We start from the raw sequence: 23,477 nt of genomic DNA, 5'->3' as shown, positions 1-23,477 counted from the left end.
ATTTTTTCTTTGCCAACCCTTACAGCCCTTGGGAACGTGGTGCAAATGAAAATCTAAATGGATTAATAAGACAATACATACCCAAATCATCATCATTTGATGAAATAACTCCAGAGAGAGTTATAGAAATACAAGAGAAATTAAACAATAGACCAAGAAAAAGATTTAATTTTGAAACACCTAATTATATGTTTAATCAAAAAGTTGCATTTATAACTTGAATCCTGCTTTCCTTTTTGTTATCAACTTTTTTCATTCATTATCCAGATTTTCATTAAAAGCGGATGGAAGTAGCGTAGGGATGAATTTGATTAAAATAGGCAATAATAAACTACCGCCGGGAAGTAAAAATATAGTCAAAGAAGGGATGGTTTTGCAAATTTCCAATAGTTGTTTTTTGACTTTTTTCTTTTCTTTTTCGTCCAAATCTCGTCTGGTAGAGTAGGCTAGTAACACCATTAATTCCTTGCTTTGCTCAATTTCCTTGATTAGTCGTTTTTTATTTCGGCTTATTAGTGTAACAACGCTTTGAGTGGTTTGGTCGTAAAAATGTTTTACAGGATTTGAATAATTAAAATACGGTATTTCTTTTTTATGTTTAGAAATGAATTCGTTGGTAGTGAAAATACTTTCGACAACAAAAGAATCTGGGACAGATAAAATTTCAGCTAACGAATGCAAAAAGTATCTCTCGTCGTTTTCTATTTTTCCATCGCTCCACAAAGCCATTCCAGCAATATCTATCAAATAATATTGCTCTAATTCATTTGTAAAGTAAGCCAATTGTAACGTTTCTAGACTCTGAACAGAAACTTTTGAGAATTTGCTGTAGCGTATCGAGGCTTCAAATAGTTTAATTAACAAGTCATCATATTGTGATTTTTCTAACTTGATTTTTAACGCAAGTGTCACAATATTGACAACCGTTTCTTCAATTTTTTTCAGATATTTTTCCGGAATTATTCCATGTATCAAATATTGGCGAAAAGCAAGCACGTCAATGAATAATAATGCGTTAGTCACCAGATGGGAGAAACTTTTGCTTATGATGCTGTCATTGGTTTGAACACGTTCATCAATTATTTTTTCTAAAGTTAAAGCAGGGGAATATTTTGGAAGAATTTTTTTAAATAAATTAAATCCCTGAGGATTCATTTGATTGTAAAAAGTATTTGCTTGTTTGATGAAATTCTCAGGACTGATATCTTCGTGAGTCAAACAAAAAACTTGGTGTAAAGTATTTAAAAGTGCGACTTTTGAAATCTCTTCTTTGAACCAACCTTTCGTTTCTATGGTTGTCACAGTATCAAATCCTATGATATGACCGTAGATAAAACCAGTATTTCTTACCTTTTGATAAAATGTATCGGCAGTTTTACAAACTGTTTCTTTTGAAAATTTTTGTTCACTAAAAAATTTGTCTATCCAACCTGATGCCGAAGGGTTAATCATTGCTTTAATTTGAAGTTACAAAGCTATGTTTTTTTATGGTAGTTTTAACTGGAGTATTCTTGTTTAACACAGATACTACAATTAATTAGCATTGTTTTTCTGGTTTTATACTGGATAAATTAAATTGTTATCATTTTTGATTAAAAACACTTGCAGTCGGTTACTATATTTTAGAGTAAGTAATGAAAATTTCTTATTGTAAAAATGATATCTTGACATCTAAAAGGTGCAATAAAGGACAAAGCCCTGAATTATGAATAAACAGGGCTTTGATAAGTATTTAAGAATTGAATAAAGTTTCAGCGGCTTCCCAATTGACTACATTCCAAAAAGAAGCAATATAATCCGCTCTTCGATTTTGATTTTTAAGATAATAAGCATGTTCCCATACATCTAACGCTAAAACCGGTTTCCCTTTCAGTCCTTTTCCTCGCAATCGCATCAAAGGATTGTCTTGGTTTGCTGTTGAACCTATAACTAATTTTCCATCTTGAACCACTAACCAAGCCCAACCGGAACCAAATCGTTTCATTGAAGCATCACTAAATTGCTTTTTGAATTCATCAAAAGAACCAAAACCAGTCACTATCGCATCCCCTAATTTCCCTTTTGGAGCACCACCACCATTTGGTGTCATTAAACTCCAAAATAAACTGTGATTGTAATGGCCGCCACCATTATTACGAATCGCTTCAGGAAATTTTGACATTTTTTCAAAGATACTTTCCAATGATTTAGAATGTTCCACCAAGTTTTTGTCCAAGGTTTCTATGGCTTTATTCAAATTCGTCACATAGGCTTGATGATGTTTACCATGATGAATTTCCATTGTGGCATTATCAATATGTGGCTCTAAAGCATCATAAGCATAAGGTAATTTTGGAAGGCTGTATATTCCTTGAAAGCTGTCAGTTTCTGATTCTATGACTTGGTTATCAGTCTTCAACGTGTTTTCAGCCGCTAATACTGAATTAAATAGGCTAGAACCTATAATTGTTCCGGTTGAAAGTATTGCTGTTTGTTTTAAAAAATTTCTTCGTGTATTGTTATTTTCCATCGGTTTAAAATTTATCCTAAAAAGGTTATTAAAATAGAACATAAATTTAAACATTAAATGATAGGTATGGGTTAATAAAGACTTAAAATTTGCTTAGTTTTTTGTTTGCAATCTTCTAAAGAGAGACAAATGGTATAGGAATTTTATAAAATCTATTTCTATTTGGTAAATAATATCTTTGTAATTTTGAAAGCAATCGCATACAAGATAATACCATATGTCGACCATACTTTTAATCAATAAAAAGATGGATTAGGTGTAGTTTTTTGATTTAAAAAAATAATAAAATAGTTACAAAAATGAAACACAAAGAAATAGCAGTTTTAAGTTGGGGTTTACTAAAGCGAACTTACAATGAATTTGATGATGATAACGGGTTTAAGTTAAGTGCGTCACTATCCTATTATACGATCTTTTCATTACCTCCGTTATTAATTATCATCTTGTCGATTTTTAGTTTTTTCTTTGGAAGAGAAGCCGTAACCGGAAGATTTTTTGGACAAATTAATGGAATGGTTGGAAACGAAGCCGCTATCCAAATTCAGGAAACAATCAAAAATATTGAATTGTCTGATAGCGTTACATTCGCAACAATACTTGGAGGAATTATGCTATTGGTAGGAGCTTCGGGTGTATTTGCCGAAATACAAAGCTCGATTAATTCTATTTGGGGATTAAAAGCAAAACCGAACAAAGGAATTGTGAAATTTGTCCAAAACAGACTAATGTCGTTTTCTATGATTGCTTCGGTTGGGTTTTTATTAATGGTGAGTTTAATGGTTAATACCGTAATGGATATAGTCAATACGCGATTGCTGATTTATTTTCCAGATACAACGGTTTACATATTTTATGTTTTTAATATTTTAATATTATTTGTAACAACGACTATTTTGTTTGCTATTATTTTCAAAACCTTGCCTGATGGCCATATTGCTTGGAAAGATGCCCTAATAGGCTCCAGTTTTACTTCTTTTTTCTTTATGATTGGTAAATTTGCCATTGGTTTTTATTTAGGAAGCTCAACCGTTGCCACTGTTTATGGTGCAGCGGGCTCAGTAATCATTATTTTGATCTGGGTTTACTATTCAGCTATAATCTTATATTTTGGAGCCGAATTCACCAAAGTGTATGCCAATGCCCATGGCAAAAAAATTATTCCAAATGCTTATGCTGTTGGAATAAAAGTAGAGGTTACAGAAATCAAGAAGAAAAAGACTGACGTCATTCCTGACGGAGAAAAATAATAAATATATTTCTAGTATGTAAAACGAGTTCTATATAAATATCAAGTAAAACTAATGAAAAAAATAATTTTGTCACTGACCATTTTTTGTTCTATGCTTGTTTCTTGTAATTCCGTAAAAACTGCTAATACTGAAAAAGCTGTATTACAGGGTGCTTGGGAATTAAACTATATATCAGGACCACGGAAAGACTTTTCGAAATTGTATCCAAATGATAAGCCAACTATTACTTTCGATTTGAAAGAAAATAGGGTTTTTGGAAAAAACAGCTGCAACAGTTATTCTGGAACATTGAATGTTGATAAAAATAAAATTAGTTTCAAAGGGCCTATGACAGTTACTAAAATGTTTTGTCCAGGCGAAGGTGAGAATATTTACATGAATACACTGGAAAAGATAGATTCTTACTTTATTTCAGAAGATGGTAAAACTTTAAATTTTATTGGGGGAGATGTAATAACGATGCGTTTTAAAAAAAAATAAATAGTAGTATTTTAAGGAAATAAAAAACCGCCTTGTTTTCAGGAACGAGGCGGTTAAAAAAAAACTAAAAACTAATTTTATTAGAAACAATATTTATTTTCTGCTACTAATTTTGTGGTTATTGTTTCTCTTAATCCTACAACATTTGGCATATTCGCGTATTTAGTAAAACGACGTAATCCCATTAACATCATACGTTGTTCATCGCCTTCAGCAAAGGAAATAACACTTTCTTTTCCTTTTTGAGTAACGATATCCACCGCTTTATATAAGTATAATTTTGCCATTGCAATTTGCTCTTGTACTTTGGATTCGCCCTCTTTTTTGGCTAATTTCTCCGTTCTAAGAATAGTACTTTCAGCCATGTAGATTTCGATTAAAATATCTGAAGCTGCCATCAATAACTGTTGGTGTGCATCTAAATCCGGACCGTATTTTTGAACTGCTCCGCCTGCAACCATTAAGAATGCTTTCTTCAATTTTCCAATCATTTCTTTTTCTTCTGCAAATAATTCAGAATAATCGGGAGTATCAAAAGATGGAATTCCCATTAATTCTTCTTGTACTTTTGATGCAGGTCCAAGTAAATCAACATGACCTTTCATGGCTTTTTTAATTAGCATCCCTACAGAAAGCATTCTGTTGATTTCGTTAGTTCCTTCATAAATACGTGCGATACGCGCATCTCTCCAAGCGCTTTCCATCGGAGTGTCTTCAGAGAATCCCATTCCACCAAAGATTTGGATTCCTTCATCAGCACAGTTTTGAATATCTTCAGAAACAGCCACTTTCAGTATTGAGCATTCAATAGCATATTCTTCAACACCTTTCAATTCTGCTTCTTGATGTGAAACACCTTCAGCTTCACGAGCTGCGATTCGATCTTCAATATCTTTGGCAGCACGATAAGAAGCACTTTCTCCAGCATAACAACTGGTAGCCATTTCTGCTAATTTTGAACGAATCGCACCAAACTGAGAAATAGCTGTATTAAACTGAATTCTTTCATTAGCATACTGTACCGAACTTGTAATCACTCTTCTTTGTGCGTCCAAACAAGCTGCTGCCAATTTGATACGACCCACATTCAAAGCATTCATTGCAATTTTGAAACCGTTTCCTCTTTCTGACAACATGTTTTCAACAGGAACTTTTGTTTCATTAAAGAAAACCTGACGCGTAGAAGAAGCACGAATTCCTAATTTATGCTCTTCTTCACCCATTGAAATTCCGTTATCAGGAGTATTTTCAAGGATAAAACCAGTAATATTTTTATCATCACCAATACGGGCAAAAACAATAAATAAAGAACAAAATCCAGCATTCGAAATCCACATTTTTTGTCCTGTGATTTTGTAATGTGTTCCATCTTCAGATAAAACGGCTTTTGTTTTTCCGGAATTAGCATCAGATCCTGCGCCTGGTTCTGTCAAGCAATACGCTCCAAACCATTCACCAGAAGCTAATTTAGGAACGTATTTTTGTTTTTGTTCTTCTGTTCCGTATAAAGTTATTGGCATAGTCCCAATTCCGGTATGTGCTCCAAAAGCAGTTGAGAATGAGCCCGTTGCCCCCGAAATATAATCACAAACCAACATCGTCGACACAAAACCCATTCCTAATCCACCATACGCTTCAGGAACAGCAACTCCTAAAAGTCCTAAATCCCCTGCTTTTTTCATGGTTTCTTGTGTGTACGCATAATCCTTTTTCTCAAAACGATCTTTGTGCGCCCACAATTCTTTGTCTACAAACTCTGTTACAGAGTCACGCATCATTAATTGCTCTTCTGAAAAATCCTCTGGCGTGAAGATATCTTCGCACTTTGTTTCTTTAACTAGGAATTGACCTCCTCTTGTTTTGTCGCTCATGACTTTGTTATTTTAAATTTTGAATTTTAAATTTTAAATTTTTTTATAGTGTCTTCCTGAGAAGTTTTAATAATTTTTGTGATTATATTTAATATGTGTTTAATTTCAATTAAATAATTTGATACCGAAATTGTTGTCATGGTAGATTTGTCTAAGTAACGCAACCAATATTCAGTTTCTCTCGCTTCTTTAGCAGCTATTGCTATTTTATGAATAAAATCTTTTCTTGAATGGGCTGCTACAGCTTCGTCCACATTAGCTCCATTACTTGTCGCAGATCTTAATATTTGTTTTTAAATAATGAATTCATTTTCTTTTTTAAGCTGAGTGAAAAGATTTACAATAGACAATGCAAAATCAAATGTTTTGCTAGCAATTATGTTTTCTTTCATTACTTTAAAATTTAAAATTCATCATTTAAAATAAAATTACAGCAGCTCATAAATCCCCGCACTTCCTTGTCCAGTTCCAACGCACATACTCACAATTCCGTATTTGCTGCCTCTGCGTTGCATCTCATCAAATAATTGAACAGACAATTTTGCTCCGGTACAACCTAGTGGGTGTCCTAATGCGATCGCCCCACCATTGACATTGATAATATCCGGGTTTAGGTTTAGTTCTCTCGTTACGGCCAATGCTTGTGATGCAAAAGCTTCATTCAATTCGATTAAATCAATATCATTCAATGTTAATCCGGCTTGTTTCAATGCTTTTGGAATCGCTTTTACAGGTCCAATTCCCATGATTCTTGGTTCCACTCCAGCCGAAGCGAAGTTTACCAAACGGGCGATAGGAGTAAGGTTCAATTCTTTTACCATTTCTTCGCTCATGATTAGAACAAATGCTGCTCCATCACTCATTTGAGAAGAGTTTCCAGCAGTTACACTTCCATTAGCTTCAAAAACTGGTTTTAAACCTGCCAAAGCTTCTACAGAAGTTCCTGCTCTGGGACCTTCGTCTTTATTTACTATATAGGATTTTGTTTCTTTTTTACCGTTTTCGTTGATAAATGTTTGTTCTACCGTGATAGGAACAATTTGTTTGTCAAATTTGCCGTCGGCTTGCGCTTTCAGGGCTTTCATGTGTGAGTTATAAGCAAACTCATCTTGGTCGGCACGAGATACATTATATTGTTTGGCAACCGCTTCTGCAGTTAATCCCATTCCCCAATAGTAATCTTCGTTTCCAGCTTTTGCAACAGCATAATCCGGAGTCGGTTTGTAGCCTCCCATCGGAATAAAACTCATGCTTTCAGCACCACCAGCAATAATACAATCTGCCATTCCAGACTGGATTTTGGCTGTAGCCATCCCGATTGTCTCTAATCCTGACGCGCAATAACGGTTAACAGTAACACCCGGGACGTCTTCGATTTTTAATCCCATCAAAGAGATCAATCGTCCCACGTTTAATCCTTGTTCCGCTTCCGGCATCGCATTTCCTACCATCACGTCGTCAATACGCTTTTTGTCGAAATCAGGCAACTCATTCATCATAAACTGAATCGTTTCTGCTGCCAATTCATCAGGACGTTTAAATCTAAACACACCTTTTGGGGCTTTCCCCACGGCTGTTCTGTATGCTTTTACTATATAGGCTGTTTTCATAACTATTATTTTGAATTTTGAATTATAAACTTTAGATGAAGCTCATTCCTAATTTATAATTCCTAATTTTTACTTTAAAATTAATTTCTCAACGGTTTCCCTTTGGTTAACATAAATTGGATTCTCTCCAATGTTTTTCTTTCTGTACAAAGTGACAAGAAAGCTTCACGTTCCAAATCCAATAAATATTGTTCGGTTACTAAAGTTGGTTCGGACAAATCACCACCAGCCATAACATAAGCCAGTTTGTTAGCGATTTTTTTGTCGTGTTCCGAGATGTATTTTCCGGCTTCCATTTGATCAGTTCCCACTAAGAACATTCCCAACGCTTGTTTTCCAAGAACTTTTACATCGCTTCTGCGAATTGGTTGTGTGTAACCTGCTTCGGCCATCAGTAGTGCGTGTTTTTTTGCTTCGGCAATCTGACGGTCTTTATTCACTACAATAATATCTTTCCCTTGTTGTAATAGTCCGGTATCAAAAGCTTCGTATCCAGAAGTGGACACTTTTGCCATAGCGATAGTTAAGAAATATTCTTGCAATACATTCAATTCCACATCATTTTTATGGAATAAATCTGCTGCACGCAATGCCATTTCTTTCGATCCGCCACCACCGGGAATTACTCCAACACCAAATTCCACTAATCCCATATACGTTTCCGCTGCCGCAACTACTTTATCGGCATGCAAACTCATTTCGCAACCACCGCCAAAAGTCATTCCGTGTGGCGCAACCACAACTGGAATTCCAGAGTATCTTACGCGCATCATCGTGTCTTGGAACATTTTGATAGCCATATTCAACTCATCATACTCTTGCTCAACCGCCATCATAAAAATCATTCCAATATTAGCACCAACAGAGAAATTTGCTGCTTGATTTCCAATTACCAAACCCTGATATTCTTTTTCAGATAAATCAATTGCTTTATTGATAGCGGTCAAAACATCACCACCGATTGTATTCATTTTAGATTGGAATTCTAAATTCAGGATTCCGTCTCCCAAGTCTTGTATAATTGCACCGCTGTTGCTCCACACTTTTTTGCTTTCGCGTATGTTGTTCAGGATAATAAAGGCATCCTGACCCGGAACTTTAACTTGTGATTTTGTTGGGATATTGTAGAAAAAAGTGGCGCCTTCTTTAATAGAATAAAAACTAGAACTTCCGGAAGCCAACATTTCATTTACCCAAGCAGCCGGTTCAAGACCTTCCGCTTTCATAATTTCGATTCCTTTTTCGACACCTATGGCATCCCAAATTTCGAATGGACCATTTTCCCAACCGAAACCGGCTTTCATCGCATCGTCAATTTTATATAATTCATCTGAGATTTCAGGAATTCTGTTCGAAACATAAGCAAACATTCCAGCAAAACTTTTTCTGTAGAATTCTCCCGCTTTGTCTTTTCCTTTTACCAGAACTTTAAAACGGTCAATAGGTTTATCAATCGTTTTTGTCAGTTCCAAAGTTGCAAAAGAAGCTCTTTTAGCCGGACGGTATTCTAAAGTGTCTAAATCCAAAGACAAAATATCCTTGTCTACTTTTTTATAAAAACCTTGACCAGTTTTGCTGCCCAACCATTTGTTTTCCATCATTTTGTTGACGAAATCAGGAAGCTTGAACAACTCGTGTTGCTCGTCATTCGGGCAGTTTTCATAGATTCCGTTGGCAACATGCACCAAAGTATCTAGTCCAACAACATCTACCGTTCTAAAAGTAGCCGATTTTGGTCTTCCAATAACCGGACCAGTCAATTTATCGACCTCTTCAATCGTTAGCCCCATTTCTTTAACCAGATGAAACAAACTTTGAATACCATAAATCCCAATGCGGTTCCCAATAAATGCTGGAGTATCTTTGGCCACGACCGAAGTTTTTCCCAGGAATTTAGAACCGTAATCCGTAAGGAAATCTAAAACTTCCGTTGCCGTTTGCGGGCCAGGAATGATTTCGAATAATTTTAAGTAACGCGCAGGGTTAAAAAAGTGTGTTCCACAGAAATGCTTTTGAAAATCCTCGCTTCGTCCTTCACTCATAAAATGAATTGGAATTCCAGACGTGTTGGAGGTTACTAAAGTTCCTGGTTTCCTAAATTTTTCTATTTGTTCAAAAACCATTTTTTTGATATCCAAACGTTCCACCACAACCTCAATAATCCAATCGGCAGTAGCGATTTTCGTCATGTCATCAGTTGTATTTCCAGTGGAAATTCTGCTGGCAAATTTCTGATTGTAGATAGGAGAGGGCTTCGATTTTAATGAGTTAGCCAAATGCTCGTTCACTAATCGGTTTCTTACAATTTTGCTTTCTAAAGTAAGTCCTTTTTTGGCTTCTGCGTCGGTAAGTTCTCTTGGAACAATGTCCAACAGTAAGACTTCAACTCCAATGTTAGCAAAATGACAGGCAATTCCTGAACCCATAATTCCGGATCCAATTACTGCAACTTTTTTAATTGTGCGTTTCATATAAAATAATATTTGTTTTTTATTGAGCCAATGTAATTCGCATTGTCGCAATCAGTTTTTAGGACTAATTGTTGATTATGCTTATTTCAAACTTCGTTCGTATTTGTTTTTTCAGTTTGCTCCGCCAGTTCGCTGACGCTCGCGTGATTAAATATATTCTTATCTTGAATTAATTCGTTAATCGTTTCCGCAACCTCTATAAAGTGCTGCAGTTTCTCTGCCGAAATAGTTTGTTTCACTGTTTCATTGAATTTCAAAACCGTATTTTTTGACAATTCTCTTTTTTCCTTACCAAAATCCGTCAGGTAAATCAATACACCACGACCATCTTCGGGATTTTTCTTTCGGATGATTAAGCCTTTTTCCTCCATAGATTTCAAGGTTCTGGTTAGGCTGGTAGCTTCCATTCCCATTTTTGGACCTAAAGAGGTCGATGGCGTTCCACCTTCCTTATCAATACTCAATAAAGCGAAACCAGTAGCCATGCTCGCATCGTATTTCGACGCTTCTTCATTATACATTCTGGCCACTGCTTGCCAGGTGGCACGTAAAATATAATCTATCGTTTTATCTTTCATAAGTAACTATATCGATTTCAAATATAATAAAAAATACTATGCATGCATAATATATTAAAATATTTTTTTGTTAAAAAGCATTAAATATAAAAAATCCCCGCTGAAATAGAGGAGATTATACCGTTTTTTAAGAGTAATTAATTGTTTTGGGCGTATCCCTGCGGGTCGGGCTGTTCGTTGTATCTTTTATAAATTCCCATTCCCGACGCTTCGGGATTAGGAATTTATAAAAGGATGCCACTTCCATCCCTTACGCGAATCCTGCTAAGGAGAATGATTGGGGATTTTAGTTTAATTAGTGGGATTATGGATTTACGTAATTGTAAGTAGTTTATTATAGTTATATTTGAGGGAAAGTACGACCAATTATGAATAGACATGTTTTCCTTAATAACGATAAATCGGATTCTCCAAAGTTTAATAGACAAAGAAATGTTGGTGGGGATAAAAAAGTTCAAAATGAAAATATTGAAAGTGTAGAGTCAAATGAACCAAAGATTATTCAAGAATTTCAAAAAGAAAGGTTACGATCATTCAATGCAGTTTTTTTTAGTAAAAGAAAAAGTAGAAATGAGAATAGAACAATTGAATTTCCTAGTTACATTGATTTAATTAAAATTAAATTTTATAATATCTTTAATAACGAAGCAAGTGGCAATTATAAATTAAAACTTAAAGAAGAATTTTATAGGAGATATGGGCTTTTCCCAATAGAATATAAGGATTTTAACAAAACAGTTGTTTTTGAAATTGTAGATAATAACTTATTTGAAGTCTTTAAAAGACATTTAAAAATTATAATTGAAAGTTCTAATGGTACTAGTTATCAAAATAAAGAATATAGTTTAATTGCATTGATTTATGAATTTGAATTTATAGATACTAAGGCTCGTTTAGACAATTTGAATGAAGAAAATGTTATGATAAATTTAATATCATCTTCAAAAAAAGTTTACAATCTTCAAAAGGATACTTTATTTGGATTTTTGAGTGAAAATAATTTGATTTTTTCGTATTCTGAAAACTCTCCTGATATTATCGAAATAAAAGATATCCCGTGGAACAATACAGAGTTTATTGCTGATAATTTTGATATTGTGCAAGGTATTGTTAGTTCAAGAGTCGAAAAGATTAGACCAGGATATTTAGGCCCAATTCGTGAATATGGATTTGAAGTTGAGGTCGAAGAGAATATTACAATTGTTGGAGTTATTGATACAGGAGTTGAAAAAATAGAACCTTTAAGGTCAATTATTTTAGAAGAGAGTATTGATCATACAGCTTCAACTGCTTTTTGGGATGAAGTAGGTCATGGTACTTTGGTAGCAGGACTTGTAGCTTTAGGTGATGATTTTTATAAAGATGTCAAATCAAAATATTATTCAAAAGCAAAAATATTTGTAATTAAAGTTTTGCAGCAAGATAATGATTCTTTAGATATTCCTAGGTTGTTGGCTGATATACGATTTGCTAAACGGCAATATGGGATAAGGATTTTTAATATGTCCCTTGTCATACCTAATGCAAAAAAATATAATGAAACATATAGTCAATTTGCATATGAATTAGATAAATTAGCCTTTGAAGAAGATCTTTTAGTTTTTATTTCAGTTGGAAATTTTAATGATATCGGTTTAAAAGAATTAGTAATAGAAGAGCCACATCTAGACCATGAATACCCAGATTTTTTTTATAAATTAAATTCATCTACAGATATTCATAAATGTGAAAATACAAATATTTGCGTTCCTTCAGAATCATTAAATAATATATCTGTTGGTGCTTTAGCAGGTAATTTAGAAAAAAACGATTGTTCAGATGTAACACCAAATGCTCTATATCCAGCTTATTATAGTAGAAAATTTCATTATGATTTAAGTCAAAAGATAAATACTCAAAAGATAAAACAGAAAAATAAGCACTTGAATAAACCAGATTTTGTTTTTGAAGGAGGCGATTTATTTGATGAAAAGGCAGGTATAGAAATCCTTCGGTCTGCATTTGTCTCAAGAGATAAATTTTTTGGAAAAACTTGTGGCACAAGTTTAGCGACACCTTTAGTAACATCTTACGCAGCTGAAATTTTAAATTCTTATCCAAAATTGAGAACTCAAACGGTTAAGGCTCTTTTAGTAAATTCTGCAAAATATGTAACTAAAAGTAAACTTCCACATTTTAAAAACAAACCTGATTCTTTATTAAAAAGTTTAATTGGTTTTGGAAAACCTAGTAAAGAGGAACTTATTTTAAATTATGATAATTCAATAACATTTATTATTGAAGATAATATTAATGTGGGAGAGATTATGAAAATCCCGATTGAACTACCTAAATATCTTAAAAAAAGTGGTAATAAGTTACAGTTTGATATTTCTCTTTGTTTTAGTTTCATGCCAATTAAGGACAACCAGTTGGATTATCTTCCATTACACATTTCCTTTAATATAGTTCAAAATAAAGATATTGAGGATATTGCTTTCGGAGTCGCTAAAAAAAATGCTGATACACCACAAGAAAAGGTAGCTTATGGAATAAAGAATTTTCCTTGGAGCGAAGATCATTTTGGAATTGACACACGGCTTATTTCTAATGCTCAATTTATGACATATAAATTACAACCAAACGATTATGATAAAATTGATGACTCTTTAGCCATAGCAGTAAGATGTTTAGCAAAAAAAGAACATTTTGAAAAATTTAAAAATTCTAGTCATCCTTTTTCTATAGTGATTAAGATAACAGAAATTTTAAGTAATGAAAACGGGAGTAATTTATATTCAGAAATGCTTGAAATAAATAACTTCCTTGAAATAGATAGTAATTTAAATACAGAACTTGAAGCAGAAAATTAAATGCTCATTGATTTTTTCTCGATTTCAATTAAATTTTGCCAAACAGAAGTATTAATTTTTGCATTTAAAGTTAATTCAGGATTTTCTATTGCAAAAAGACTTCTTTTGATTGCAGTAACTAAAGTTTTTTGAATACTGTAATAAGAAAGCCCAAGTGATTTTTTTATTATAGTATTTGCTTTAGTCTTATTGTCAAAAGTAAAATTACCATTCTTTAATGTTAAAGAAATTAACTCCTTTATTTCTTTTTCTTTAGGTAAATTAAATCCAATTGAAAAGTCAAATCTTCTTAATAAAGCATCATCTAGCATTTCTTTTTGATTAGTCGCAGCAATTACAATACTGCTTTGAGGTAAATAATCAAACAATTGTAAAATTGTGTTTACAACTCTTTTCATTTCACCGTGATCCTGACTGTAGTCTCTAATTTTTCCTAAAGAGTCAAATTCATCAATAAAAATGATACAATCTTCAGATGCAGCTTTGCGGAATATTTTAGATAAATTTTTACTTGTTTCTCCTAGTTTAGATGAAACAATTGCACCGAGATTGACTACAACCATCATCTTATCAAGTTCTCCTGCAACTACGTATGAAGCTAATGTTTTTCCACAACCTGAAGGACCATGTAATAATAGTTTATTAGCTACAGGTAAACCAAATTTTCGTAAAACTTCTGATTTATGGTGTTCTTCAATGAAGTGGTTTAAGTTCTCAATGACATCTTTATCTGCTATAATATTATTTAGTCTATAATCGGATGTTAGTTTTTCTAAAATTAGATCTCCGACCTCTTTATCCTCTATTCTATTAAAATAAGAATCTGAACCAACTTTTGTTAAGTTATCATTCTTTTGTAATCGAATTGAATCTTTTAATATAGATTGAAGTTGAATAGCAAAGTTTAATTTTTTAGTATTTTTTGAATGTTCAATTAATTCATTAAGTACAGTCAATAATTTATCTTGGTCATTTTCAAGACCATACTTTGCAATATCTTTTATGTAATCAAATTGGCTCATATACTTGACAAATATAGTAATAATTATATGCTTTTGTAACTGATGATATGCTTAATTATTTGTTATTCAAACTAAAAATGAAAATTTATATATTTCTAAATTATTCTTTTTTTAACTGCTTTAAGGTGTTATTATAATTACTTAAATCCCAAAAAAAGATCAAGTTGGCAATCCTTAACCATTTTGCACAACTATTAAGTTGGACAAATAATTTCTAAACTGAATTAAATGCGGGTTTAAGATAGCAGGCAGATTAGCTACTGTTTTGACGTTTTCCTTTAAAAACCAAAAAAACCACGAAAATTAATTCGTGGTTTTTTTTATACTAAATATTTTTTCTAACCCTTCCTAAACTCCCCATTATCCACATCTTTCAAGAACTTAATCACGCCCGGAAAATAGGTTTTGGGGTCATCGTATTGTGATAGATGGCTTCCGTTAGGGCAAAATAAGAAACTTCCGTTTTGTACTTCTTTAGACATCCATTCCATGTGTTTGGGATCCATAGTGTCATATTTGGCGCCAATAACCAGAGTGGGAACGCTAATTGTTTTGAGTCTGGCGGTGACATCCCAATTCTTTAAAGAAGCATTTCCTGTAATTCCAAATTCACTTGGCCCTTGCATATAAACATACACATTTGGGTTGATGTGTTTGAAAGTTCTGTTTATGGATTCTGGCCATTGATCAACAGGCATTCTTAAAATGTGTTCCGTGTAATAATATTTAAAAAGCAGTTCGGTGTATTTTGGATTGGTGTAATCTTTGTTTTTTTCAAATGTTTTTATTTGATCAAAAACTGCTTTTGGAAGTTTTGGACCCAGTACTTCTTCTGCATATTTGTTGTAAGCAGGTGCGCTGGCCATCATATTCGAGATAATCAAGCCTTTCAGGTTTTTTTGATATTTCAAAGCGTATTCCATTGCTAGTATTCCACCCCAGGATTGTCCCATCAGATAAAAATTGGAACTGTCCAATCCTAACGCGATGCGTACTTGCTCGACTTCCTCAACAAAACGATCGTTAGTCCACAGACTGTTGTCATTGGGTTGGTCGCTGTAATAGGATCCTAACTGGTCGTAATAAATGTATTCGATACTTTCGTTGGGGAAATAACCGTCAAATGCCTCGTATAATTCATGTGTCAAACCGGGACCGCCGTGCAGCAACAACACTTTAATTTTAGGATTGTTGCCCACTCGTTTGGTCCAAACTTTAAACGTGCCTTTTGGCGTTTTTATCGGAATCATTTTGATGCCGCCAGTGAGTTGGTCGTCCCGTTTAGAAAAGTCTAAATAATTTGCTTTTACGGAATCTTCCTTTGATTTTTCCTGACAATTAGAAAAAATGAATACACTAATAACGGAGCAAATCAAGACTTTTAGTTTCATAACGATCGGTTTTATAACGGCTAGTTGTATATTTTATGGAATAAATCAATGTATTTTTCCATTACTATTTTTCGTTTCAGTTTCAATGTAGGCGTTAACTGTCCGCCTTCCACAGACCATAAATCTGGTGTGAGCTCAAAACGTTTTATCTTTTCCCAATTTCCGAATTTTTCATTCAGGTTGTCAATTTCCACCTGAATTCTTTCGATTACTTTTTCGTTGGCTATTATTTCTTCATTGCTTTTTCCAATGTCGATTCCGTGAATAATGGCCCATTCTTTAATAAAGTCAAAACTTGGCTGAATAAAGGCTGCCGGCATTTTTTGTCCGTCGCCAATAACCATGATTTGTTCAATGAAACGCGATTGTTTCATTGTATTTTCGATTAATTGTGGTGCTATATATTTTCCTCCGGAGGTTTTAAACATTTCTTTCTTTCTATCGGTGATTTTCAAGAATCCGTCTTCGTCAAAAATCCCAATATCTCCCGTGTGGAAAAACCCGTTTGTAATTACTTCGTTTGTTAATTTTTCGTCTTTGTAATAACCCAGCATTACGTTAGGTCCTTTGCAAAGGATTTCACCGTCCTCGGCAATAATAACTTGCACATTGTCGATTACTTTACCTACAGTTCCCACTCTAAAACCACCATTTCTAATGTCATTTACGGAGATTACCGGAGAGGTTTCAGTCAATCCATATCCTTCCATAACCGGGATTTCAGCAGCGGCAAAAATTCGGGCTAATCGCGGTTGCAAAGCAGCGCTTCCAGAAACCATTAAATCTAAATTTCCACCCAAACCTTCTTTCCATTTGCTGAAAATCAGTTTGCGGGCAATTTTAAGTTGGAACTCATACCAAAATCCATTTTTGCCATACGGCTCATAAATTAAACCTAAGTCAATTGCCCAAAAGAATAATTTCTTTTTGATGCCGGTTAATTCTGTTCCTTTGGCGTAGATTTTATCATATACTTTCTCCAGAAGTCGCGGAACGGCTGTGATTACAGTTGGTTTAACTTCCTTAATGTTATCACTGATTTTTTCAATGGATTCTCCAAAATAAATCGAAACACCATAATATTGGTATAAATACAAAATCATTCTCTCAAAAATATGACAGATAGGTAGGAAACTTAAAGCACGGCTTTTTCCTGCTAGAAAAGGAATTCTCGGAGCGCTGTCCAATACATTCGATACAATGTTTTTGTGCGAAAGCATAACGCCTTTTGGTCTACCTGTTGTTCCGGAAGTATAAATAATAGTTGCTAAATCTTCGGTTTTTACGTTGTTTTTACGTTGTTCCACCTCATCTTGGTTTCCGGTGTCTACACCAAGAACCAATAAATCATTCCAGTTGGTGCAGCCTTCTATTTCGTTGAAAGAGTATACTTCTTTTAGCGTAGTGACTTTGTGTTTGATTAGGTTTACTTTTCGAAGTACTTCGGCATCCGAAACGAAACAATAAATGGAACCGGAATGGTTCAGGATATATTCGTAATCTTCTTCGGAAATAGTTGGGTAAATGGGAACAGTCTGTGCTCCGGTTTGCAGTATACCGATGTCCATAACATTCCATTCGGTTCTATTATTAGACGAAATGATGGCAATTTTATCGTCTTTTTGAATACCCAATCGAAGTAATGCTCTAGATATGGCGTTCGCTTTGGCTATATATTCTTGGGTCGATGTTTTTATCCAGACACCGTTCTGTTTGCTTACTAAAGCATCCGGAATGGAATTGTATTTTTCTTGCTGATAATAGGGAAAATCAAAGAGGCGGGTGATATTTATCATTATGGAAATATTGGATTTGCTCGCAAATTAAAAAAAAATTAGCGATAAATTTTGTTTTTCAAAAATTAATTGTAAAAATTAAGCGGTTTGCCGAAATCGATTTCTTTAAACAGGGTTTTCGACTAAAATTTATTAATAAAAAACAACAATAGAAGGCACCCACAGTAATTTCTTATCATGATAATTCCTGTTTTTTTTAAAAATAATTTCTCAATCATTTTATCAGATAGTATTGTAATTTATTTAAATAAAATTAACTTTTTATATAATTCATTATCAATAATTTAAATTTAAAGCAGTATTAACGTAAAACAGTATTAAAAATGAAAAAAGCATTACTAATTGTGGTGGTTGTTTTTACTTTCATCACTTACGAGCAAAAAAAAGCGAATGGCACTATTAATATGTTTTCAGTTCAAAAGAGCTAGAATTTAGATGAGACGAAAGCTAACGATAAAAAATTAATGGCGCAATTTGATATCACAAGTATTGATGTGGTTGGCTACCCTGATTATTTAAACTATAAAATGGAAGATCAAAAAGTAGTACAATCGTGGTGGAATTTAAATATGGAAAGAAAATCGGATAGTAAAAAAATAGTAATGCCGATACTTTTTATTAACATTTTCAATGATCAGGATTGATTGTTGATGAAACTGCCTACTTCAGTGAAAACTTATGGAAAAATAATGGCTACATATTAAAAACTCATTCTTAATAAATCACAAAGCCGAAACAGTTTGTTTCGGCTTTTGATTTTGTTGTTACTACCGGAAGTAAATTTTCCAGCTAACTAAATTATTCCAAATGGCTTTTATATCGATTTTATAAGATAGGCGTTGTCTTTTTTTTATGACTAAACAACGAGTTTTGACACAACTTTTCATTATTTTGATCGTTTGTGTACTGTCAGTGCAGTGCTACGGGCCAGCGCTTCGGCACCTAAATCCCCTTCTTTACTGAAGGTCCACACAAATAACGCTTTTAAAGGATGGTCTTTTCCTATGCTTTCAATTGCTTGTAATGTCAATTGCTTTGCAATTCCTTTTCTTCTGTATTCTTGTAAAACCAAAGCGGAACAAAGATATAGTGCTTCGTATTTTGTAGCTAATGGTGTCTGATCGAAGAGTTCTTTTTCCGATATCGTATCATCCAGGAACTGTTGCATTATTTCCAGCGTGGTAGGAATTAGTAAAACCCAAGCTACAGGACCATTCCCATAATTATATTCTTGAACTGTCGCGGGATGTATTCTCATTAATCGCTCGAGCACTTCCTGATTTATATCAAGTTGGGCTGGATCATTTTTAACAGCAAAAACTTCATCAGCCAGTTGTAACATCCGTTCAAAATTGCTTTTAGCCATGTTTTAAAATAGGTTAACTAAAAATCAGCTTGATTTTTGTCTTGATATACTTTTTTGTCGCTCAATCAAACCCTTCAAATTCTTTTCTTTTACTTCGGCTCTATTTTGAATGCAAAAGGCGGTGTGATAAAAGTGCGATTGAAGAAAATTAATTTGCATCGTGTTCCATTCCTCCGAGCTGAGATTTGGATTATAATGCTTCAATTCTAAATAGAGTTTATTCCCTAAATGCTCAAATTGATCAGTCCCCAGATATTCAAGATCAGCGTCCACAAGAATGCACTCTAATTTAGTTTTTGGTTTTTGAGTTATTATTGTGGCTCTGATTATACCAACAATGATTTCAATTTCTTTTTTGGTGTATCCAAATTGCGGTAATTTGTTTTTTGCAAAACGAATGCTTTCTTCTTCGTGTCTCTCACTGCGAGTATTGATAAATCCCCCATCGTGAAACAGTGCGGCAGTTTTTATAAGCAGTATATTATCCTCATTTATTTGCTCTTGCAATGCAATATATTCTGCCATTTTTACCACATACTGTGTATGTTTCCAGTCATGATAAATAAGAAAGGGAGACAATCGCGATTTCAAACAATCCATTACATTATTGTACAATAGATTCCAGTTTTTCATTTGTAGAAGCTTTTAAATTTAGAAATATTTTACTGCGATGAGAGGTTTCTTCGGTAGTGAATCTCTATCATAGCTGTTTTATAAATTAATGTTTCTGTTTGTTTCTTAAAATTCCGCCGCTCGCTTCTTTGATATACTGGATAAACATAAAAGCATGCGGATCTAATTTTCTTATTTCATCTTTTATCCGAAGTAATTCGAGCCGTGTAACTATAGTTACAATGATATCGCAGTCGGTTTTAATATCGAAAGTATGCGGTAAATAACCCCGTTCTCCTTTAATTATTGTAATTCCTTTTCCAAATTTTTTTACTATTAAAGTTTTAATGGCTTCACTTTTGGATGAAATGATATTTAATGAAGTGTATTGTTCTAAACCGTGAGCGATATAATCGAGTGATTTTATGGCAGAGAAATACGTAACTATTGAATATAATGCAGTCACGATACCAAAAGACCAAGCAGCCGCCAGAAACAATAAGGTATTCATCGCAAAGATTACTTCTGATACATTAAGCCCGATTTTTCGGGTAGTCAGTAAAGCCAGAATTTCAACACCGTCAGCCGTTGAACCGCTTCGAATGCACAATCCCATCCCGATCCCAATCAGACAACCACCAAATAAGGCAATTAAAAGGCGATCCGTAGTGACGGCATCGATATTAATAAAAGTCATACTTGCTGCAATCAATAAAAAAGTGATCAAACTTTGTATCGCAAACGTTTTTCCCAACAGTGTTTTCCCTAAGAACAAGAAGGGTATATTTAGGCCTAACACAAGAATTCCAAATGGCATTTGTGTGATTTCATGAATTAATATTGAAATACCTATAATCCCTCCATCCAAAAATTTATTGGGTATCATAAATCCCTTAAGTGCCAATGTAATAAATGCAACACCCACTAAATTTAAAACAATATTTTTGGGATGAAATATTTCCTTCCAGTCTATTGGTTGTTGGTCAATATTCATAATCATGAATTTGAATTATAATCCTTTAAATATACTACTTAATTTTAGAGAATATATTATTATATTTGTCTAATAATTAGATAGTTACCGCATTTTTTATTCTTTGGTTTCCCCAACCATTTTTAAACCGATAGTTTTTTAAAATAGAATTTCCTAACCTTTAAATATAGCAATCATGGCAAAGCCTGTAGTTATCACATTGACGGTGCAAACCGCTAATCTTTTTGGAATGAATGCTCCATCGAAAAATCAAGTTGACAGCTGTTGCGCATTATCGGATGATAATTCTGGAAAATCTTCAAATGGAACTTTAGAAGATTTTAAATCATTTGTGTTTATCGATTATAACGTAAGGTGGGTTGCTGTTTCAAATGATCGTGCCTATTCAGTGGCAATCGACAGTATTGTTTACAAATCGGAGATCAGTGATGTAAATTTCTTCGATAATACTACCATTAGTGGAACAGGTGGAAGATCCGGAAACGCATCCGCCAATGTCAAAAATAATACTAATTTGAGGGGCCAGTTAGATATTTACACAATCAATTTTAGTGTTTATAATTCCGGTAATTCGTTAAAAAGTTTTAGTATTGATCCAAAATTAGCCATAAATCCATAATGGAATTACACTTTTTAAAATATTCTTTTAGAATTTCTCTTTTTGTGTTTTTTTTTCAGGTGAGTATTTTAGCACAAGAGCAAAAAGTCGCGGATAGCCTTGTGAAAATTTATCAGAAAGGGAATCTTTCAAATTATGAAAAATTAGAATTACTTCGGAATTTGTCTTTTAATGAAGTCAACAACCTCAAATTGTCTTTAAAATATGCGGAAGAACTTATCACACTTTCAAAATTAGAAAAAAACTATTTATACCTGCATAGGGGTTATTTTCAAAAGGGGAATAAACTCAGACTAACAGGAGAGTTGAATAAATCGTTGGACGCTTTTTTTAAAAGTGAAGAAGCAGCAACTAAGGTCCAATACGTTATTGGCCAAGGAACCGCATATTCTTCTATTGCAGATGTATATTCAGTGATGGGAAATTCTACAAATGCCCAAAAGTATTACGGTGAAGCAATCAAGTTATTAAGAAAAGCGGATAATCCTGTTGGCTTAGCAACGGCGTTACTCAACGCAGGAGACGAATTTTCAAAAAACAAGAAATATGATTTAGCATTGCGCTATTTTAAAGAGTCAGGTGGGATTTTTAAAAAAGCTAATTACTTGAGCGGTACTGCCTACAATTTAGGAAATATAGGGATGGTGTATGCGGAGCAGGGAAGGGATGCTTTAGCAAAGAAGTATATTAGTGAAGCCATAAAAATGCTTGAAGAACTCAAAGATTACTATGCGATTTCAGATTACCTGACCTACATGTCTGATATTTATTTAAAACAAAATGACTGGACTACTGCACTCAACTATGCCCGCAGAAGTCTGGAATTAGCCCAAAGATATGGGCTGAAAGACCAAATCAGTAATTCCAATCTTAAACTTTCAAAACTGTATCAAAAAGCAGGAAATACGGCTGAATCTTTTAAATATTATAAGAATCACATTGCATACAGGGATAGTGTCACTAACCTCAAATCAGTTCAACAAATGGCTGATTTGCGAACAGATTATGAAGTTTCTCAGAAACAATCGGAAGTCGACTTGCTAAACCAAGGAAAAAAAATGAGTCAGATTATGGCGATTTCTTCTGCTGTTTCAGCGGCACTCGTTTTTTTACTTGCTTTTGGAATGTACAGACGCTATAAATTTATAAAGAAAACCAATGTTATTATTAAAGAGGAAAAGAATCGATCAGATCACCTACTTCTTAATATTCTACCTGAAGAAACAGCTAATGAATTAAAACAAAACGGAAAAGTACAAGCCAAAAAATTTGAATCGGTTACCGTATTATTTACAGATTTCGAAGGATTTACAAATTATGCAGAAAAGCTATCGCCAGAAAGATTAGTAGAAAGTGTAGATTACTATTTTTCGAAATTTGATGAAATTATGGAAAAATATAAATTAGAAAAAATCAAAACAGTTGGTGATTGTTACATGTGCGCGTCAGGATTACCGTTTCCAACAGCAGATCATGCATGTAAAATGGTGCATGCCGCATTTGAAATTGCCGAATTTGTTGCGGATTCTAAAAAGAATAATCCTCTGAATGATACCCGTTATGAAATTCGTATCGGAATTAATTCCGGTCCGGTCGTGGCGGGAGTAGTTGGAACTAAGAAATTTGCGTACGATATTTGGGGAGACACGGTGAACATAGCGTCGCGCATGGAATCTAATTCACAGCCAGGGAAAATTAATATATCTGAGAATACCTATAAGTTGATCAAAGATGCCTTTGATTGTAATTATAGAGGAGAAATTGAAGTAAAAAATAGAGGAATAATGAAAATGTACTTCGTAGATGATTGTAAGCGTGAAACAATCTAAAGTAATTTAAAAATAATTCTCTTGTCAAGTTTTTTTACCAGCTGTGAATTTAGCAAATTAATTAAAAAACTATAAAACAGCCACAAGTTGTGTATTTGGTATTTTTGTTTTTATTAATTCTTAAATTTTGGCATTGATGGAGGAAAAGGAATTGCTCCGCTCAACTTTTAGTTGTTTAAAAGTTAAGCGAATGCAATAGGCATCTGTCTTCATCGTTAGTGTTCTAC

20 protein-coding genes are annotated in these 23,477 nt (G+C 33.7%); 7 read left to right on the top strand and 13 right to left on the bottom strand.

The annotated features are described in order from the left end of the window. Positions 1-221, top strand: a 221-nt coding sequence (locus tag ACP7AV_RS15780) for a transposase (protein ID WP_426092765.1), incomplete at its 5' end; no start/stop codon positions are given. A gap of 31 nt (positions 222-252) precedes the next feature. On the opposite strand, the gene ACP7AV_RS15775 is transcribed toward ACP7AV_RS15780, so the two are convergent. Both ACP7AV_RS15775 and ACP7AV_RS15770 read right to left on the bottom strand, forming a co-directional pair. After that, the gene (locus tag ACP7AV_RS15775) at positions 253-1,452 is read right to left on the bottom strand and encodes an LETM1-related biofilm-associated protein (RefSeq protein ID WP_426092764.1); all 1,200 of its coding nucleotides are present in this window, start codon (positions 1,450-1,452) and stop codon (positions 253-255) included. 280 nt (positions 1,453-1,732) lie between these two features. Further along, positions 1,733-2,347, bottom strand: a complete 615-nt coding sequence (locus ACP7AV_RS15770) for a superoxide dismutase (RefSeq protein WP_426092768.1) — start codon at positions 2,345-2,347, stop codon at positions 1,733-1,735. Positions 2,348-2,808: 461 nt separating this feature from the next. Here ACP7AV_RS15770 and ACP7AV_RS15765 point away from each other — a divergent pair, with 461 nt between their 5' ends. Next, entirely contained in the window at positions 2,809-3,756 is a 948-nt protein-coding gene (locus ACP7AV_RS15765; protein ID WP_426092763.1) for a YihY/virulence factor BrkB family protein, read from the top strand. Between the two features lie 54 nt (positions 3,757-3,810). After that, positions 3,811-4,239, top strand: a complete 429-nt coding sequence (locus tag ACP7AV_RS15760; protein ID WP_426092762.1) for an META domain-containing protein — start codon at positions 3,811-3,813, stop codon at positions 4,237-4,239. An 80-nt stretch (positions 4,240-4,319) separates the two neighbouring features. On the opposite strand, the gene ACP7AV_RS15755 is transcribed toward ACP7AV_RS15760, so the two are convergent. From ACP7AV_RS15755 to ACP7AV_RS15735, 5 genes are all read right to left on the bottom strand, one after another. After that, complete coding sequence (locus ACP7AV_RS15755; protein WP_426092760.1) at positions 4,320-6,110, bottom strand: acyl-CoA dehydrogenase family protein; 1,791 nt, start codon at positions 6,108-6,110, stop codon at positions 4,320-4,322. A 26-nt stretch (positions 6,111-6,136) separates the two neighbouring features. Then, positions 6,137-6,397 carry a four helix bundle protein gene (locus tag ACP7AV_RS15750; protein WP_426092767.1) on the bottom strand — a complete coding sequence of 87 codons (261 nt, stop codon included), beginning with the start codon at positions 6,395-6,397 and terminating at the stop codon, positions 6,137-6,139. A 141-nt stretch (positions 6,398-6,538) separates the two neighbouring features. After that, positions 6,539-7,720: an acetyl-CoA C-acyltransferase gene (locus tag ACP7AV_RS15745; protein WP_426092759.1), complete on the bottom strand. Its 1,182-nt coding sequence runs from the start codon at positions 7,718-7,720 to the stop codon at positions 6,539-6,541. 80 nt (positions 7,721-7,800) lie between these two features. Then, on the bottom strand, positions 7,801-10,191 hold the full coding sequence (locus tag ACP7AV_RS15740) for a 3-hydroxyacyl-CoA dehydrogenase NAD-binding domain-containing protein (RefSeq protein WP_426092757.1): 2,391 nt from the start codon (positions 10,189-10,191) through the stop codon (positions 7,801-7,803). An 86-nt stretch (positions 10,192-10,277) separates the two neighbouring features. Beyond that, positions 10,278-10,769, bottom strand: coding sequence for a MarR family winged helix-turn-helix transcriptional regulator (locus tag ACP7AV_RS15735; protein ID WP_426092756.1), 492 nt, complete (start codon positions 10,767-10,769; stop codon positions 10,278-10,280). Between the two features lie 368 nt (positions 10,770-11,137). Here ACP7AV_RS15735 and ACP7AV_RS15730 point away from each other — a divergent pair, with 368 nt between their 5' ends. Next, a complete protein-coding gene (locus ACP7AV_RS15730; protein WP_426092755.1) occupies positions 11,138-13,621 on the top strand; it encodes a S8 family peptidase in 2,484 nt (827 codons plus the stop codon). On the opposite strand, the gene ACP7AV_RS15725 is transcribed toward ACP7AV_RS15730, so the two are convergent. The 3 genes from ACP7AV_RS15725 to ACP7AV_RS15715 form a co-directional block, all read right to left on the bottom strand. Then, positions 13,618-14,643, bottom strand: coding sequence for an AAA family ATPase (locus ACP7AV_RS15725; RefSeq protein ID WP_426092754.1), 1,026 nt, complete (start codon positions 14,641-14,643; stop codon positions 13,618-13,620). The genes ACP7AV_RS15730 and ACP7AV_RS15725 overlap by 4 nt on opposite strands. A gap of 338 nt (positions 14,644-14,981) precedes the next feature. Then, positions 14,982-16,034 carry a proline iminopeptidase-family hydrolase gene (locus ACP7AV_RS15720; protein WP_426092753.1) on the bottom strand — a complete coding sequence of 351 codons (1,053 nt, stop codon included), beginning with the start codon at positions 16,032-16,034 and terminating at the stop codon, positions 14,982-14,984. A gap of 20 nt (positions 16,035-16,054) precedes the next feature. After that, positions 16,055-17,830, bottom strand: coding sequence for an AMP-dependent synthetase/ligase (locus ACP7AV_RS15715; RefSeq protein WP_426092752.1), 1,776 nt, complete (start codon positions 17,828-17,830; stop codon positions 16,055-16,057). A gap of 464 nt (positions 17,831-18,294) precedes the next feature. Here ACP7AV_RS15715 and ACP7AV_RS15710 point away from each other — a divergent pair, with 464 nt between their 5' ends. Continuing rightward, positions 18,295-18,474: a hypothetical protein gene (locus ACP7AV_RS15710; protein ID WP_426092751.1), complete on the top strand. Its 180-nt coding sequence runs from the start codon at positions 18,295-18,297 to the stop codon at positions 18,472-18,474. Positions 18,475-18,716: 242 nt separating this feature from the next. On the opposite strand, the gene ACP7AV_RS15705 is transcribed toward ACP7AV_RS15710, so the two are convergent. The 3 genes from ACP7AV_RS15705 to ACP7AV_RS15695 form a co-directional block, all read right to left on the bottom strand. Beyond that, the gene (locus ACP7AV_RS15705; protein WP_426092750.1) at positions 18,717-19,196 is read right to left on the bottom strand and encodes a GNAT family N-acetyltransferase; all 480 of its coding nucleotides are present in this window, start codon (positions 19,194-19,196) and stop codon (positions 18,717-18,719) included. 24 nt (positions 19,197-19,220) lie between these two features. Then, positions 19,221-19,829 (bottom strand): HD domain-containing protein, encoded by a 609-nt coding sequence (locus ACP7AV_RS15700; RefSeq protein WP_426092749.1) that lies wholly within the window; start codon positions 19,827-19,829, stop codon positions 19,221-19,223. A gap of 85 nt (positions 19,830-19,914) precedes the next feature. Further along, positions 19,915-20,802, bottom strand: coding sequence for a YitT family protein (locus ACP7AV_RS15695; RefSeq protein WP_426065280.1), 888 nt, complete (start codon positions 20,800-20,802; stop codon positions 19,915-19,917). Positions 20,803-20,977: 175 nt separating this feature from the next. Here ACP7AV_RS15695 and ACP7AV_RS15690 point away from each other — a divergent pair, with 175 nt between their 5' ends. Beyond that, positions 20,978-21,421 (top strand): hypothetical protein, encoded by a 444-nt coding sequence (locus ACP7AV_RS15690; RefSeq protein ID WP_426065281.1) that lies wholly within the window; start codon positions 20,978-20,980, stop codon positions 21,419-21,421. Continuing rightward, positions 21,421-23,250 carry an adenylate/guanylate cyclase domain-containing protein gene (locus tag ACP7AV_RS15685; RefSeq protein WP_426092748.1) on the top strand — a complete coding sequence of 610 codons (1,830 nt, stop codon included), beginning with the start codon at positions 21,421-21,423 and terminating at the stop codon, positions 23,248-23,250. The genes ACP7AV_RS15690 and ACP7AV_RS15685 overlap by 1 nt, the downstream gene beginning before the upstream one ends. Positions 23,251-23,477: the final 227 nt, after the last annotated feature.

Origin of the sequence: Flavobacterium sp. DSR3-2 (assembly GCF_049896525.1) — a bacterium.
Taxonomy (GTDB): Bacteria; Bacteroidota; Bacteroidia; order Flavobacteriales; family Flavobacteriaceae; genus Flavobacterium.
The sequence above is the reverse complement of the archived record's forward strand: the minus strand, read 5'-3'. Positions and strand labels throughout refer to the sequence as shown.